This window comes from Paraburkholderia phosphatilytica, from assembly GCF_003443895.1.
Taxonomy (GTDB): Bacteria; Pseudomonadota; Gammaproteobacteria; order Burkholderiales; family Burkholderiaceae; genus Paraburkholderia; species Paraburkholderia phosphatilytica.
Window position 1 is genome coordinate 95,260 of record NZ_QQOA01000015.1, and the last position, 15,919, is coordinate 111,178.

The following is a 15,919-nucleotide window of genomic DNA, read 5'->3' on the forward strand; positions in this document are numbered from 1 at the left end:
CCATGGTAGACGAGCGCATCCGCCGCGTCACGCCGGCGCGATGTCCTCGTGCCAGTCGATATCGCCGCACAGCACGCACATCTGCTCGCCGATACGCGTCGCGAGCGACAGCGTCACGCACGGCACCGCCTCGTTGATCGACAGATACGGGCGCGTCACGTGCACGCGCTCCGGCGCTTCGATCGCGGTATGGAAGTACGGCCGGCGCAGCCAGTTCGCGCCCTGCGCGTCCGCGAGCGGCAGGAAGCGCGTTTCGTGCGACGCGCGGTCCGCGCGCAGCACGACGTTGCGGCCCGCCTGACGTCCGCGCGCATCGAGCAGGAAGCAGCGCGCGGCATCGTCGAGCGCGAGGAAATTCCAGCAGACTTCCTCGAGCGGCTCGCCTGCCACCAGACGCTCCGCCGCGCGCTCGAACGCACGGATGTACGGCGCAAGACGCGTCGCGTTACGGCGGGCGCGCTCCTCCGTCAGCGCGCGATAGCGCTCGGTCACATCGGCGATGCACTCGGTCGCGTGCACGCTGTCGGCGAGCCCCGGGTTCGGGCGGCCGAAGAAAAAGCCCTGCACGAAATCCGCATCGCAGCCGAGCGCGAGCTGCGCTTCGTGCTCGGTCTCCACGCCTTCGATCAGCACCAGCTTGCCCGCTTCGTGCAGCAGCGAGACGAGCCCCGGCAGGATCGTTGCCATGTCGGCGCGATGCGCGGCATGCGACAGCATGATGCGATCGAGTTTCACGATATCCGGGTTCAGCTGCCAGATGCGTTCGATGTTCGAATGGCCGGCGCCGAAGTCGTCGAGCGCAATCAGGAAACCTCGGTCGCGGAACTGCTTCACGGCATCGGCGAGACGGTCCAGATCTTCGGCGCGCTGCTCGAGCACTTCGAGCACGATGCGGCGCGGCGGCAGTTCGAGCCGGCGCAGATTCGCGAGCAGCGCCGCAGCGTGATACGGGTCCGTCAGCGTACCGGGATGCACGTTGAGGAACAGCCACTCGCGCTCCGCGCCGAGTACGTTGAAGTTCTCCAGATGCAACGCCTGCGTGAGCCGGTCGACGTGCAGCAGGTCGCCGAAGCGCGACGCCTGGCCGAACACGTCGAGCGGCGAGACCGCGCGGTCGAGCGCGTCGTGCGAGCGCAGCAGGCCTTCGTAACCGACCGCGCGCAGGTGCGCGAGGCTGAAGACCGGCTGGAAGACGCTCGTCAGCGTGAGGTCGCCGTGCCGCGCCGAGTACCGTTGCAGCCCCGAGCTCACGCTCATCTCGAAGCCGTACGGCGATGCCGCCATTCTTTCCTGTTGCGCGATGCTCATGCGTTCCTCTCAGGTATCCGTTCGCGACGGCCTGTCTTTCTTCAATCTGCGTCAGAGGCCGCTATTAAGCAAGGTCCGTGCACGCGCTGCCGCACACTTGCACGATCATTTGACCTGCGGTTGCACCGGTACAAGCTTCGCGCATCGCGGCGGGGCGCGCGACGCACCGCTTCGGTGCAGTCTGTGGCCTGGAAAGGCGGTGTTGCGCCGTCGGCCGGATGCGCGGTTTGCGATCGGCTTTCATCGTGGCGGGCTACACTGTCGCGCGGCGCTTTGTCGTCCCGTTATGTCGTCTTGCTTCGTCATCGCTTCCTGCGCCATTCGCGTATTCCTTCTGCGTCGCCGCACGCCCGGTCCGATGGAAATTGTCTTCACCGTTCTGATCCTGCTGCTTGCCGTCGCGCTCTCTGGCGTGATCGTGCGCCTGCTGCCGTTCAGGCTGCCGCTGCCGCTCGTGCAGATCGCGCTCGGCGCGCTGCTCGATCTGCCGAACCCGGGCCTGCACGTCCGGTTCGATCCTGCACTCTTCATGCTGCTGTTCATTCCGCCGCTACTGTTCGCCGACGGCTGGCGGATCCCGAAGCGCGAGTTCTTCATGGCGCGCCGCGCGATCCTGATGCTCGCGCTCGGGCTCGTGTTCATGACGGTGCTCGCGATCGGCTACTTCGTTCACTGGCTCGCGCCCGAGATTCCGCTGCCCGTGGCGTTCGCACTCGCCGCGGTGCTGTCGCCCACCGATGCGGTCGCGTTGACCGGTATCGCGGGCCGCGACCGGATTCCGCCGCATCTGATGCATATCCTGGAAGGCGAAGCGCTGATGAACGACGCGTCCGGTCTCGTCGCGCTGAAGTTCGCGATCGCGGCGGCGTTGACCGGCGTGTTCTCGCTGCGCGATGCGTCGATCAGCTTCGTGATCATCGCGGCCGGCGGTCTCGCGGTGGGCGCGGCCGTCGCGTGGCTGTTCTCGATCGTGTCGGCGCGCTTTCTCGCGGTGACGCCGGAGGGCGACCCCGCACCCGGCGTCGTGATGACGCTGCTGATTCCGTTCGCGGCTTACCTGTTCGCGGAGCACATCGGCTGCTCGGGGATTCTGTCCGCCGTCTCCGCCGGCATGACGATGAACTACGCGAGCCTCGCGAACGCGGGGCCGGTGTCGGCGCGGGTGCGCGCGGACAGCACGTGGACGATGATCGAGTTCGTCTTCAACGGTATGGTGTTCATCATGCTCGGCCTGCAGCTGCCGCACATCATCGGCCGCGCGCTGCTCGACGCGCACGAGTCCGGCAATGCGCAGATGTGGCGGCTGGTCGGCTACGTGGCCGCGGTGGCGGTTGCGCTGTACGCGTTGCGCTTCGCGTGGGTGTGGCTGCTGCGCTGGTTCGCGAGCCGCGGCGCCGCGCGTCACGGCATCGTCAACGCGGTGCCGGGGCTGCGCACGGTGGGCATCATGACGTTCGCCGGCGTGCGCGGCGCGGTGACGCTGGCGGGCGTGCTTTCCGTGCCGGAGGTGCTGGCCAATGGTGTGGACCTGCAGGGGCGCGACGTCGCGATCTTCATCGCGTCCGGCGTGATACTGGCATCGCTCGCGATCGCCGTGGTGGCGTTGCCGCTGCTGCTGGATGGCGCGAAGCGCGGGCGCGATCCGCGCACGGTGGCGGAGGAACGGCTCGCGCGCAAGCTCGCGGCGCAGGCGGCGATTCGCGCGGTGGACGGCCTGCACGAAACGACGACCGCCGGGCTCGACGAAGCAGCCGCCGCCCACGCAACCGACGTGACCGCCCGCGTGATGGACGTGTACCGGCGGCGCCTCGCCACCCTCACCGACGACAAGCAGCCCGCCGACGAAGCGCGCCGCGCGGAAGCGTTCGAATTCCGGATGAAGCTCGCCGGCATGCGCGCGGAACGGGCCGAACTGCTGGCGCTGCGCAACAGCTCGAAGATCAACGACGAGACGCTGAACAAGCTGATGCGCGAAGTGGACCTGGCCGAGACCGCACTGACCACCCGCGGCCGCAACAAGGGCTGACGATGCAGCCGGCGCAGCATCAGGAGGCCCGACGCGCGCCGGCACCCCGTCGGCTCACTGGTTGATACTCCTGCCGCGAGGCCGTTGTCGCGATGCGGAGCGCGGCGCACACTTTGAGCCTGCGATGCTGCCCCCTCGCCACCGGGTCCAGCAGGCCGGCCACGAGGTTCAGGGGAACGCGGCAGGGGTAGGGGCAGGGGTAGGCGGAACCGCGTTCAGACCGCAGCTTCCTGCACCGGCTTGCCACGCAGGAGCGCGTAGAGAATGATCGCGCCGAAGGTCGCGGTGCCGATACCGCCGAGGCCGAAGCCGCCGAGCTTCAGCGAAAAGTCGCCCGCACCCAGCACGAGCGTGACGGCCGCGACGATCAGGTTGCGGTTGTCGGAGAAGTCGACGCGGTTCACGACCCAGATGCGCGCGCCCGTCACCGCGATCAGCCCGAACACGACGATCGACACGCCGCCGAGCACCGGCCCCGGAATCGTCTGGATGAGCGCGCCGAACTTCGGCGAGAAGCCGAGCAGCAGCGCGATCAGCGCGGCGATCACGAACACCAGCGTCGAATAGATCCTGGTCACGGCCATCACGCCGATGTTTTCCGCGTAGGTCGTCACGCCGGTGCCGCCCGCGAAGCCCGACACGATCGTCGCGATCGCGTCGCCGATGAACGCGCGGCCGATGTAGCGGTCGAGGCTCTTGCCCGTCATCGCGCTCACCGCCTTGATGTGGCCGAGGTTCTCCGCGACCAGGATCACGGCGACCGGCGCGAGCAGCGCCATCGCGTGCGGATCGAAGCTCGGTGCCATGAAGTGCGGCATGCCGAACCACGCCGCGTTCGTGACGATCGAGAAGTCGATCGGCTTGCCCATGCCAAGGCCGTTCGTGACGACCGCGTAGATCGCGTAGGCGATCAGGAGGCCGACCAGGATCAGCAAGCGCTGCAGCATGCCGCGCGTGAACACCGCGACCGCGCCGACGCACAGCACGGTCACGAGCGCCATCCACGAGTCGAAGTTCGAGCCGCTCACGCCATGCACCGCGATCGGCGCGAGATTCAGGCCGATCACCGTGACGATCGAACCGGTCACGACCGGCGGCATCAGCGTTTCGATCCACTTCGTGCCGACGCCCGACACGATCAGTCCGATCACGCCGTACACGACGCCGCACGCGATGATCCCGCCGAGCGCGACCGGGATATTGAGGTTCGGACCGTGCCCAGCGTAGCCGGTGACCGCGATCACGAGGCCGATGAACGAGAAGCTCGAACCGAGGTAGCTCGGCACCCGGCCGCCCACCAGCACGAAGAACAGCAGCGTGCCGATGCCCGACATGAAGATGCACAGGTTCGGATCGAAGCCCATCAGGAGCGGGGCGAGCACCGTCGAGCCGAACATCGCGACGACGTGCTGCACGCCCATCGCGATCATCTGCGGGCCGGGCAGGCGTTCATCGATGTTGACGACACGCGCTTCGGTCGAAGGCGGCAGGGCGCGCCAGCGCGGAAACCAGGAATCGGCCATGTGGGAGTACTCCTCTGTGTATTGGCGGGTGGTGGGGTGTGACGGAACGCGACGGCATGATGCGGCGCTGTGGTTGCGGCTGCGCGGCATGGCCGGCGTCGTCGTGCGGTCAGGCGCGAGTGTACGGATGCAGGCAGGCGCTGACAAGCTGACGAAAATCGGTCCGGCATGACGTTAGGGCTGGAGCCGCCGAATGCGAAACGCCGGCTCCGTGCGTTGCACGGGCCGGCGTCCGGCTGTGACGGGCCTGCTGAACAGGTCAGAGGCCAGAACGTTATGTGCTCACGCGTGCCGCGCGCGCCGTCCTTCGATTTCGAACACCGACACCGCGCTCTGCAGCTGCTTCGCCTGATCGGCCATCGAGCCCGCGGCGGCCGCGGCCTGCTCGACGAGCGCGGCGTTCTGCTGCGTGACCTGATCCATCTGCGCGACCGCGCGGTTCACCTGCTCGATTCCCGTGCTCTGCTCGTTCGACGCCGAGGAGATCTCGCCCATGATGTCGGTCACGCGGCGCACGGCCGTCGTCACTTCGGTCATCACGGTGCCCGCACGCTCGGCGAGCGTCGCGCCGCTGCCGACGCGCGACGTCGACGATTCGATCAGCTCCTTGATCTCCTTCGCGGAGACGGCGCTGCGCTGCGCAAGCGAACGCACTTCGCCCGCGACGACCGCGAAGCCGCGGCCCTGCTCGCCGGCGCGCGCCGCTTCCACCGCCGCATTCAGCGCGAGGATGTTGGTCTGGAACGCGATGCTCTCGATCACCGCGATGATGTCGGTCATGCGCTTCGAGCCAGCGGCCAGTTCGCGCATCGTCGCGACGACGTCGTCGACGAGTTCGCTGCCCTGCTGCGCGACGCTCGATGCGCCGTTCGCGAGACCACTCGCCTGCTGCGCGTTCTCGGCGTTCTGACGCACTGTGGAGGTCAGCTCTTCCATGCTCGACGCGGTTTCCTGCAGCGAGGCCGCCTGCTCTTCCGTGCGTTGCGACAGATCGGCGTTGCCCTGTGCGATCTCGTCGGATGCGAGCAGGATCGATTCGCTCGACGTGCTGATGCCCGAGACGATCGATGCGAGCCGGTCGCGCATGTCCTTCAGCGCATAGAGCAGGCTGCTGTGGTCGCCGTCGCGCAGTTCGACGCGCGCAGTCAGGTCGCCGCCCGCGATGCGGCTCGCGATTTCCATCGCGTAGCCCGGCTCGCCGCCAAGCTGGCGTGAGAGTCGCCGCGCGATGAACCATGCGAGCAGCGCGCCCACCACGATCGACACCAGCACGAGCGCGCTGACTGTCACGCGCATCGTGCTGTAGGTCTGCGTGGCGGTCTCTTTCGATGCAGTCGCCTGCTGCCGGCGATATTGAACGGCCGTCGCGATCTCGTCGCGCAATGCTTCGCTTGCCGCGATCGCGCGGCGCACCAGCTCCGCGTTGTCGACACCTGCGGGAACCGGATCGGCGCCGATCTGCTCGCGCACGATCGCTTCCCACGCGGCCGCGCCGCGCAGCACCGCATCGAAATGTTCCTGCGCGCGTGAGTCGGTGATCGTCGCGCGATAGCCGTCGAAGTCGTCGTGCATCGTCTTCAGCTGCGCGGCGATTTCATCCTTGAGTTTCTGGCGCGCGGCGTCGTCCGGCGCGTAGCCGAGATTGGCGGCATCGAGATCGGAGCTGAGCTTGTTGCGGTTCGCCTCTTCCATGTAGTAGAGGCCGTCCATGTGGCGATCGGCAATCGTGTTCGTGATGTCGTGAACCGACGACAGCGACATCAGCCCCGATGCGCCCACCACCATGCCGAACGCAATCACCACGGCAAATGCGACCAGCAGTTTTCTGAACACCGTCATGCTGTCAAACCACTTCATTATTGATTCCTTGAGCGAGCCTGAATTGAAACGGCGATGCGTCGAACGCACACACGCATGCCTGCATAAGGTCGTTTACGGCCGGCCCGTATGCGACTTGACTGACCGATGGCGGGAATAACGCGGGACAGATGACAGCGCTTCCACTGCCTCGACGAAGCATCGCGCAGTGAAAGGAGAACGAAACAGATTGCGGGGAGAAGAAGGTGGGGGCACTCCGGATCAGGCGCTATCCGATATGGCGATAAAAAGGGGCTCCATACACTGGCGTGCCTGCGTGACGCGCCGGGGGACGCGCGCCGGGTTACACGCGCGCGTTGCGGCCTTGCGGTTCAGCCGTTCATCCATCCTGGCGTGCGCGGCGTTCTTTCCGGTCAGCGCCCGGGTTGCCCAAGCTGTCCGAGCGGCACCGCCGGGTCCGGCACACTGGTCGCTGCGTTCGCCTGATAGCAGCGCACGCGGTTGCGGCCGGCGTCTTTCGCGTCGTAGAGCGCGGCGTCGGCCGCATCCACCAGCGCGCGCCAGGTTCCGAACGGATGCATGCTCGTGCACGCGACCCCGACGCTCACCGTCAGCACATGGTGCGTGCTCGCGACGTGATGGATCGAGCGCGTCTGTACTGCCGCGCGAATCTTCTCCGCGAGCTGCATCGCGCCATCCTCATCGGTGTCCGGCGCGAGCAGCGCGAACTCCTCGCCGCCATAGCGCGCCGCGCAGTCAAGCGGCCGGCGCGTGTAGTGCGCAATCGAACGCGCGACCGAGATCAGCGCGTCGTCGCCGGCGGAGTGACCGTAGAAGTCGTTGTAGCCCTTGAAGCTGTCGACGTCGAACAGCAGCAGCGACAGCGGCCGCCCGGTGCGCTGTGCGTTGCGCCACGCGACGTCGGCGTGAGCCTCGAAGGTGCGGCGATTGTCGAGCCCCGTCAGGCCGTCGGTACGCGCGAGCACGCGCAGTTCTTCCTCCACCTTCAGACGCCGCGTCAGCTCCTTCGAGAAACGCACCGCGAGCGCGACGATCAGCAGGTCAAGCGCCGCGACGATCGAGCCGATGATCCAGGCGCGGCGACGCCATTCGGTGTAGATGTCGCCAGTGGCGAGCGCGATGTCGAGAATCAGCGGATAGCTCTGGATATGCCGGAAGTTGTACCAGCGTGGCACGTTGTCGATCGACGCGGTACCGAAGAATTCCCCGCTCGGCTGCAGCACGAAGCGCTCGTAGTTCGCGGTGTGCTTCAGGCTCGAGCCGATCAGCTTCGGATCGAGCGGGCGGCGCATCAGCATCGTGCCGTCCGCGAGCATCAGCGCCATCGAGCCGTTCGGCCCGAGCTTCATGCCTGCGAACAGGTCGTGAAAGTACTCAAGCCGCATCGTGCCGACCACCACGCCCGCGAAACTGCCGTCCGCGTGCGTGAGCCGCCGGCTCAGCGCGATGGTCGGGCCGCCTTCGTGCAGAAGCGGCGCGAACGGGTGGCTGATGTACAGGCCGACATTCGGCGAATCGCGTTGCACGGTGAAGTAGTCGCGGTAGGCGAAACTCCCGCCAAGCGGCGTCTCATCGCGCGAATCGAGGATCAGCTTGCCGGTTTCGTCGAGCACGAGGATCGAACCGATGTACTTCGCGGTGGTCGACCGGTCGAACAGCACCATGCGGCGCAGGTCGGGCGGCAGCTTCATCACCTCGGGGCGCGCGAGCGCCTCGATCACGGCCTGCAGCGAGAGATCGTAGACTTCGAGATTGCGCGAGGTGTCGCGGTCCACCAGCAGCGCGATGTTGTTTGCCGCCTCCTGCTCACGGCGCAGCGCGTCTTCGCGCATCTCGACCAGCACGACGATCGTGATGGCGAGGATCGCGGCGGCGAGCACGAGGCTGATTGCGATCACGCTGGTCGGACGACGCGTCACCATGCTGGCGGTGGTTTCCTGTGGCAGGCAAGCTGGCGCGGCATGCCGGGCACGCGGCGCGGTTCGGGATCACCTGACAGGCGCGGGGGTCGCGTCACCGACACGCAGGAGCGGCGGATGACGGGAGCGGCCGATGAGGCTGTCAGGCGGCTGGTTCGGCAATGCGGTCTGGCAAAGGCCCGGACAACGTCGGCCGGTGAGCGGCTATTGTGCGCGTTTTTGGGGAGTTTTACGACCGCCTGACGTTGCCTGCGTGATGCGGATGGGGGCCTGGTGCGGCTCAGTCCGACCGGCTGGCTGCCGGCGTCGCGCCGGCTTCTCCGCGGGCTTGCCCGCGCGCGAGCGCGAGGATGTCGGGCGCCTCGACGAACGCGACGGGCGCGCCGTGCCGCGCGACCGCCAGCATCGCCTGTCCCACTTCGGCGGTAGTCACGATCCGGTCCGGCGCGACGAGCCGCATGAGCGGCCAGAGCGGCCTGGCGAGCACGATGAAGAGCTGGTACAGCGCGGTTTTGGAGCGGATGCCGCCCAGTGGCTGGATCGGACCCGGGCGGAACAGGTAGACCGCCCTGAACGGCATCGTGCGCAGCGTGTTTTCGGTGCGCCCTTTCACGCGCGCCCACATGCTGCGGCCGCGCTCCGTGCTGTCCGTACTGGCGCCGGAAACGTAGACGAACGTCATCTGCGGATTGAGCCGCGCGAGCGGTTCCGCGATGCGTATCGTCAGATCATAGGTGATGCGCGTGTAAGCGGCCTCTTTCACGCCGACTGAGGACACGCCAAGGCAGAAGAAGCACGCGTCGAAGCCGCCCAGCCGGGCCTCGATCGAACGGCTGTCTCCAGGGTCCGTCTGGATGACCTCGCGCAGCTTTGGGTCGCTGATGCCTGTGGCGCGGCGTCCCATGATCTGCACGAGCTCGACATCCGGCGCGGCGAGACACTCGCGCAGCACGCCCTGCCCGACCATCCCGGTCGCGCCATAGATCAGGACCTTCAACCGGCGCCTCCGAGTACTTCGGTCGTCTCCGCTGATGCGCCCTGCTGCTCGGGCCACCACGTATTCGTGAGCCCGCATGACACTTCCCAAAGGCGTGCGGCGAGCGTCCTGTCCTTCGCCTGATGGCTGATGTGCACCTTGCCGGGCGTACCCTTCAGCTCGAATGGGCCGGTCGGCCCGTAGTAGCAGCCCGGCTCCACGTCGGGCGACGTGGCAGCAAGCAGCGAGGACAGTGCACCGCGCGTCGCGGACTGGCTCAGGAGCGGCTCGAACGTCACCGCGTTGATCCGTTGCATCCACGTGTCGCCGGGGCCGTTCGCGATCAGGTCGGTTCGCGCATAGCCTGGGTGCGCCGCAACTGAAACCAGCCCCCAGCCGTGTGAATCGCTGCGGCGCTGCAGTTCGATCGCGAACATCAGCATCGCAAGTTTCGACTGCGCGTACGCGCGCCATGGCCGGTAGTGGCGCATCGACTGCAGGTCGTCGAAGTGAATCGCCGCGAACGTGCGATGCGCGATGCTGCTGAGGTTGACGACGCGCGGCGCCTGCGCAGCGCGCAACGAAGGGAGCAGGCGCGCCGTCAACGCGAAGTGACTGAGGAAGTTGGTGCCGAACTGCAGTTCGAAGCCATCGGCGGTCGTGTAGCGTTTGGGCGGCGTCATCACGCCCGCATTGTTCACGAGCAGATCGAGCACGCCGTATTCGCTGGCAAAGCGCTTCGCGAACTCGCGCACGGAGCCCAGGCTCGCGAGATCGAGGTCCATGTAGCGCACGGACGCCTGCGGGCACGCCCGCAGGATCTGCTCCATGGCAACCTCTCCTTTGGACGCGTTACGCCCGGTCAGGATCACGTTCGCCCCTGCGCGCGCGAGCCCGAGCGACGTCTCATACCCGAGACCGCCTGTTGCACCGGTGATCACCGCGATCCTGCCGGTCTGCGATGGAATATCGCTGGTCGTCCAGTTCGGCATCGCACTCTTCCTTTGTCATCAGGTTTGAGGAAACGGCGGAACCGGATCGTTGCGGGAAAGATCAGTTGAAAGGCTGACTTCGCGCCAACGTGAATCCGCTTCCGCGCGAGCGGCTTCGGCCATGGATGCATAATGCACCGCATCGCTTCCGAGTAGCAGGTGCGCGGGCGGATCGTCGTGGCGCGCGAGCTTCACGATCACGTCTGCGACCCGTGCGGCACTGCCCGTTTCGTTGCCGATGTACTGGTCGAACATCGCAACAAGCGGGCCCAGGGATGCTTCGTACTCCGGCAGGAGAGGCGGCAGGCTGTTGCGCGCCTCGGGTCCCCAGCCTGTGCCCATGCCACCAGGCTCGATCGCCGTCACCTTCACGCCGAAAGTCTTTACCTCTTCGCGCAGGACTTCCGCGAAGCCGCCCATCGCCCACTTCGCAGATTGATAGGCAGCAAGACCTGGGGTTCCTAAGCGACCTCCAACCGACGATACGTGGATGATATGACCGGATTTCTGCTCGCGCATGACTGGCAGCGCAGCACGTGTGGTGTACACCGCACCGAAGAAACTGGTCTCGATCTGCGCGCGGAAATCGTCGGCATCGGCCTGTTCGAACGGCGCGAAGTGGCCGTAACCCGCGTTGTTGACGAGCACATCGAGGCGGCCAAACGCATCGAGCGCGGTACGCACCGCGGCTTCGGCGGCGACCGGGTCCGTCACGTCCTGCGCGACGGCGCGAAGGCGCGCGCTGCCGTGCTGCTCGACGAGATCCGCGAGGGTGTGCGGATCGCGTGCGCCCGCAACGACACGGTCGCCGGTGGCGAGCGCCGCCTGCACGACAAGACGGCCAAGGCCGCGCGAACTGCCGGTAACCAGCCAGACTTTCGACATTATCTGCTCCTTTGATGATTAGTTGAGCGCGTAATCACTCATTAAAAGACGAAAAAAAGGCCGCAAGGTCACGGTGCGGCCACCGCATGCCAGAACACCTCGAAGCCGGTGTTCCGGTACTGCCCGTGCTGCTGTGGCTCGCGCGCGATGAAGTCCATCGTGGTTTCTGCAATCGAGCCCATGATCGCCGACACGAACGCCGGCGGATGATTCCTCAGTACACCGCTCGTGAACGCCTCGTGAATCGTCGCGTTGACGTCCGCGAAGGCCTCCATGCCGGCTGCCTTGCTGGCATCGGTGACGAGGTGCGAGGCGCCCAGCATCGTCATCACCTTGCGCCTGTGCGGCTGCGCGACGCCCCAGTCCACATACGCATTCCACACGTGCTGCGCCCGCTCGCGGATGCTGCCCGTGCGCGGAAAGTGCGAGGCCATCACGTCGCGCAGCTCCATCTTCAGCTCGAGATACAGCTGGTTCAGCAGCTCGTCCTTGCTCGCGAAGTAGGTGAAAAGCGTGCCCTCCGCGACGCCCGCCGCTTTTGCGATCTTCGCGGTCGGCGCGCCGATGCCCTGCGCGTCGATCACCTGGATCGCGGCGGCAAGGATCGCGTTGCGCTTGTCTTCGCTTTTGGGACGGGCCATGTGGACATTAAACGGCTGCTTTCAGCTGCGATAATTAATGAGTGATTGCTCAATCATATCGTTGATATGCTTCCGGTGCAAGACAGGTCCGGGGTGCGGTCTACACCGGGAACCGCGTGGTCGACAGGATTTCCTTCAGCACCATGAAGCTGCGGATCTGCCGCACGCCGGGCAGATACAGCAGCTGCTCCGCGTGCAGCCGGTTGAAGCTGTCGCTGTCGCGTGTACGCACGAGCATGAAGTAGTCAAACTCGCCGGTGACGACGTGGCACTCCATGCAGCCCGCCACCTTCTGCGCGGCCTTTTCGAATTCGGCGAAGGATTCGGGCGTCGAGCGGTCGAGCACCACACCGATCAAGACGAGCATGCCCGCCCCCACCGCTTTCGGCTCGAGCAGCGCGACCACCCCGCGGATCAGGCCCGACTCCTTCAGCCGTTCGACGCGGCGCAGACACGCTGGCGCGCTGAGATTCACCTTCGCGGCGAGGCTCACGTTCGAGATCGACGCGTCGCGCTGCAGCTGCCGCAGGATCGCGCGGTCGATGCGATCGAACTGCGGCGCGGCGTCGTCCTGCCTGCTGGCCTGCTGACGTAATTTTGTTGCGCACATCGCGATGCTCCCGCAATCCAGATAAGTCGTCTTGACTTGTCACGTTCGTGAATAAGGTGAATGGCATTTTTTTCGCAAGCTCATTTCCTTCGCGATTTCATACCATTTTCATCACCGCGGCAACGGGCACACCGTGCTCCAGGCACGCCGCCGTCCCTGATCAACGAATCACCCACTGGAGGAGCCAGGCGATGAACCTGCAGAAATTCCCCCGCTACCCGCTCACCTTCGGCCCGACGCCGATCCATCCGCTCAGGCGCCTGAGCGGGCATCTGGGCGGCAAGGTCGAGCTGTATGCGAAGCGCGACGACTGCAACAGCGGCCTCGCGTTCGGCGGCAACAAGACCCGCAAGCTCGAGTACCTGATTCCCGAGGCACTTGCGCAGGGCTGCGACACGCTGGTGTCGATCGGCGGCATCCAGTCGAACCAGACGCGCCAGGTGGCCGCCGTCGCCGCGCATCTCGGCATGAAGTGCGTACTCGTGCAGGAGAACTGGGTGAACTACTCCGACGCCGTGTACGACCGCGTCGGCAACATCCAGATGTCGCGCATTCTGGGCGCCGACGTACGGCTCGTGCCGGACGGCTTTGACATCGGCTTTCGCAAGAGCTGGGAAGACGCGCTCGAAAGCGTGCGCGCCGAAGGCGGCAAGCCCTACGCGATTCCGGCCGGCTGCTCGGATCACCCGCTGGGCGGTCTCGGTTTCGTCGGCTTTGCTGAGGAAGTGCGGCAGCAGGAGAAGGAACTCGGCTTCAAGTTCGACTACATCGTGGTGTGCTCGGTGACGGGCAGCACCCAGGCCGGCATGGTGGTCGGTTTCGCGGCGGATGGCCGCGCGGATCGCGTGATCGGTATCGATGCATCGGCGAAACCCGACGCGACGCGCGAGCAGATCACGCGCATTGCAAAGCGCACCGCGGAAGCGGTGGAGCTGGGCCGCGACATCACCGCGAAGGACGTGGTACTCGACGAGCGTTACGGCGGCCCCGAGTACGGGCTGCCGAACGAAGGCACGCTCGAAGCGATCCGCCTGTGCGCGCGACTCGAAGGCATGCTGACAGACCCGGTGTACGAGGGCAAGTCGATGCATGGAATGATCGACAAGGTGCGGCGCGGCGAATTTCCGGAAGGATCGAAGGTGCTGTACGCGCACCTGGGCGGCGTGCCGGCGCTGAACGGTTACAGCTTCATCTTCCGCGATGGCTGATTCGCGCGTTCGCCTCTGAAGTCTGGCGCAGCGGAGCGCAAAAAAGCCAGGGCAACCTTCACCGGTTGCCCTGGCTCCTTCACTTCATTTCATCGCGAGCGATCACACGAGCTGCAACGCCAGCGTCAGATCCCCCGGCGGCGTTGCGCCGCTATCTGCAAACGAACGATCGCGCGCGACGACGCCATCGAGCGGCGTCAACTGGTGCACGCGCGTGATGAAGCGCAGGATCGAACCCGTGTCGTAGAACGTGTGATCGACGTGGCCCGTCTTCGCGAGCGACGAGATCACGAGCGCCGGAATGCGCGAGCCCGGACCCCAGCGGTCGCCCTTCGGCGGCGCGACCGGATCCCACCAGCCGCCGTTCTCGTCGACGGTGACGATCACCACCGTGTTCTGCCACTGCGGCGAATGCTGCAGATGCTCGATGATGTTCGCAATGTGACGATCGCCCGACGCGACGTCCGCATAGCCCGCGTGCATGTTCAGATTGCCCTGCGGCTTGTAGAACGTCACCGCCGGCAGACGGCCCGCATCGATATCCGCGATGAAGCGGTTGGTCGACGGATCGTCGCCCATGCCGCCATCGCGCAGATGCTGCGCACGCGCCGCGGTGCCCGGCGCGAAGCTCGCGAAGTAGTTGAACGGCTGGTGGTGATACTGGAAGTCGGGCACCGCGCCGTCTTCGTTCCAGTGATCGAGCGCGAACTGCCATGCGCCCGAATACCACGCCCAGTCGATGCCCTTGTCCGACAGACGGTCGCCGATCGTCGCGTAGTTCTGCGGCCGCAGCACGCGCGGCTCGCCCGGGTCGGCGAAGCGCGGATCGCCGCCCTTCGCCGGACGCACGTTGCTCGGCTCGTAAGGCGGCGCCATCGTGTTGACCGCGTAGCCATCCGCAGTGAAGAGGCCGTCGCGCACGAACTTCGGCGGACCATCCAACGCCGATGCGGGACTATCCGCCGCGATCTTCAGACGCGGGCTGGTCGGATCGCCATCCACCACGGAGAGCAGATGCTTCACGTTGCTGTTCGCCGCGTCCGGATAGTACGGCGCCTGCGCGGAAATCAGGAAGAGGTGGTTCAGCCACGAGCCACCGAAAGCGGCCATGAAGAAGTTGTCGCACAGCGTGTACTGTTGCGCGAGATTCCACAGCTTCAGATCTTCCGCATTGCTGCGGTAATGGCCCATCACGAGGCCACCCGAATCCGCCCACGCGACGAACTGGTCGTTGCGCCCCGAGTTGATCTGCATCTGGTTCTGGTAGAAGCGATGCCACAGGTCGCGCGTGATCACACCGTTCGGCAGCGGCTTGCCCTGCGCATCGGGAATCAGGAACGGCCCGTTGCGCAGCCCCATCACATCGCTTTCGGCAACGTGATACGCGGTGCCGTCGACGGTCTGCGTCTGCGGCACGAGGCCACCCCAGATCTTCGGCAGCTGCGGCAGCGGCGTCTTGCCGTCGCGGTCGAGCTGCACGTAGCGATCCGGCGAAAGGTCCGACAGCGGATGCCGCACGCCGGGGAAGTGGCCGTACAGGTTCGCGAAGCTGCGGTTCTCCGCGTAGATCACCACGATGTTGCGCACCTGCCCGCGCAGCGCCGCGTCGACGCGCGGGTCGTTCGCGGCGGACGCGCCCGGCGTCTGGCAGCCGCCCAGCGCCAGCCCCATCCCGAACGCGGCGAGGCCACCCAGTACGCGGCGGCGCTCGGGATCCTCAGGACCATCCGGCTGGGACGGCGCGGTGGACACAGGTGGCTTGTCGGTCATGTCGGATTCTCCGTGGTCGTGGACGTCGGTCGGGCGCGCCTTGCGGAGCATAGCAGCCGAACCCGGCGATGTACCCCCGGTACTCGCGCGACCCGGCGCTCCGCAGACAGCGCGCAGCGGCCCTCCTCTCTTTTAACCCTTAAATTTTTCGTGAGCGTGTCGTTAACTATTCCATTCATGGTTATTTTATCCACTTATGGAACATACGCCTGCCAGTACGTG

Annotated in this window: 12 protein-coding genes; 2 read left to right on the forward strand and 10 right to left on the reverse strand. The window is 66.1% G+C overall.

The genetic code is table 11. The annotated features are described in order from the left end of the window. Positions 1–27: 27 nt before the first annotated feature. Positions 28–1,308, reverse strand: a complete 1,281-nt coding sequence (locus DVS29_RS17820; RefSeq protein WP_118181795.1) for an EAL domain-containing protein — start codon at positions 1,306–1,308, stop codon at positions 28–30. Positions 1,309–1,666: 358 nt separating this feature from the next. Between DVS29_RS17820 and DVS29_RS17825 the strand changes: the two genes are divergently transcribed. Then, the gene (locus tag DVS29_RS17825; RefSeq protein ID WP_118181796.1) at positions 1,667–3,334 is read left to right on the forward strand and encodes a Na+/H+ antiporter; all 1,668 of its coding nucleotides are present in this window, start codon (positions 1,667–1,669) and stop codon (positions 3,332–3,334) included. A gap of 215 nt (positions 3,335–3,549) precedes the next feature. Here the strand turns inward: DVS29_RS17825 and DVS29_RS17830 are convergent, their stop codons facing one another. From DVS29_RS17830 to DVS29_RS17865, 8 genes are all read right to left on the reverse strand, one after another. Then, complete coding sequence (locus tag DVS29_RS17830; protein WP_118181797.1) at positions 3,550–4,857, reverse strand: solute carrier family 23 protein; 1,308 nt, start codon at positions 4,855–4,857, stop codon at positions 3,550–3,552. 282 nt (positions 4,858–5,139) lie between these two features. Next, positions 5,140–6,714 carry a methyl-accepting chemotaxis protein gene (locus DVS29_RS17835; RefSeq protein ID WP_118181798.1) on the reverse strand — a complete coding sequence of 525 codons (1,575 nt, stop codon included), beginning with the start codon at positions 6,712–6,714 and terminating at the stop codon, positions 5,140–5,142. A gap of 374 nt (positions 6,715–7,088) precedes the next feature. Then, positions 7,089–8,618 carry a sensor domain-containing diguanylate cyclase gene (locus DVS29_RS17840; RefSeq protein WP_118181799.1) on the reverse strand — a complete coding sequence of 510 codons (1,530 nt, stop codon included), beginning with the start codon at positions 8,616–8,618 and terminating at the stop codon, positions 7,089–7,091. Between the two features lie 277 nt (positions 8,619–8,895). Next, entirely contained in the window at positions 8,896–9,612 is a 717-nt protein-coding gene (locus DVS29_RS17845; protein ID WP_118181800.1) for an NAD-dependent epimerase/dehydratase family protein, read from the reverse strand. Then, complete coding sequence (locus DVS29_RS17850; protein WP_118181801.1) at positions 9,609–10,583, reverse strand: oxidoreductase; 975 nt, start codon at positions 10,581–10,583, stop codon at positions 9,609–9,611. The genes DVS29_RS17845 and DVS29_RS17850 overlap by 4 nt, the downstream gene beginning before the upstream one ends. Before the next feature lie 18 nt (positions 10,584–10,601). Beyond that, entirely contained in the window at positions 10,602–11,468 is an 867-nt protein-coding gene (locus tag DVS29_RS17855) for an SDR family NAD(P)-dependent oxidoreductase (RefSeq protein ID WP_118181802.1), read from the reverse strand. A 68-nt stretch (positions 11,469–11,536) separates the two neighbouring features. Then, positions 11,537–12,109 (reverse strand): TetR/AcrR family transcriptional regulator, encoded by a 573-nt coding sequence (locus tag DVS29_RS17860; RefSeq protein WP_118181803.1) that lies wholly within the window; start codon positions 12,107–12,109, stop codon positions 11,537–11,539. Positions 12,110–12,209: 100 nt separating this feature from the next. Beyond that, a complete protein-coding gene (locus DVS29_RS17865; RefSeq protein ID WP_118181804.1) occupies positions 12,210–12,719 on the reverse strand; it encodes an Lrp/AsnC family transcriptional regulator in 510 nt (169 codons plus the stop codon). Positions 12,720–12,910: 191 nt separating this feature from the next. Here DVS29_RS17865 and DVS29_RS17870 point away from each other — a divergent pair, with 191 nt between their 5' ends. Next, positions 12,911–13,927 (forward strand): 1-aminocyclopropane-1-carboxylate deaminase, encoded by a 1,017-nt coding sequence (locus tag DVS29_RS17870; protein ID WP_118181805.1) that lies wholly within the window; start codon positions 12,911–12,913, stop codon positions 13,925–13,927. A 102-nt stretch (positions 13,928–14,029) separates the two neighbouring features. On the opposite strand, the gene DVS29_RS17875 is transcribed toward DVS29_RS17870, so the two are convergent. Continuing rightward, positions 14,030–15,697: an acid phosphatase gene (locus DVS29_RS17875; RefSeq protein ID WP_118181873.1), complete on the reverse strand. Its 1,668-nt coding sequence runs from the start codon at positions 15,695–15,697 to the stop codon at positions 14,030–14,032. Positions 15,698–15,919 lie beyond the last annotated feature (222 nt).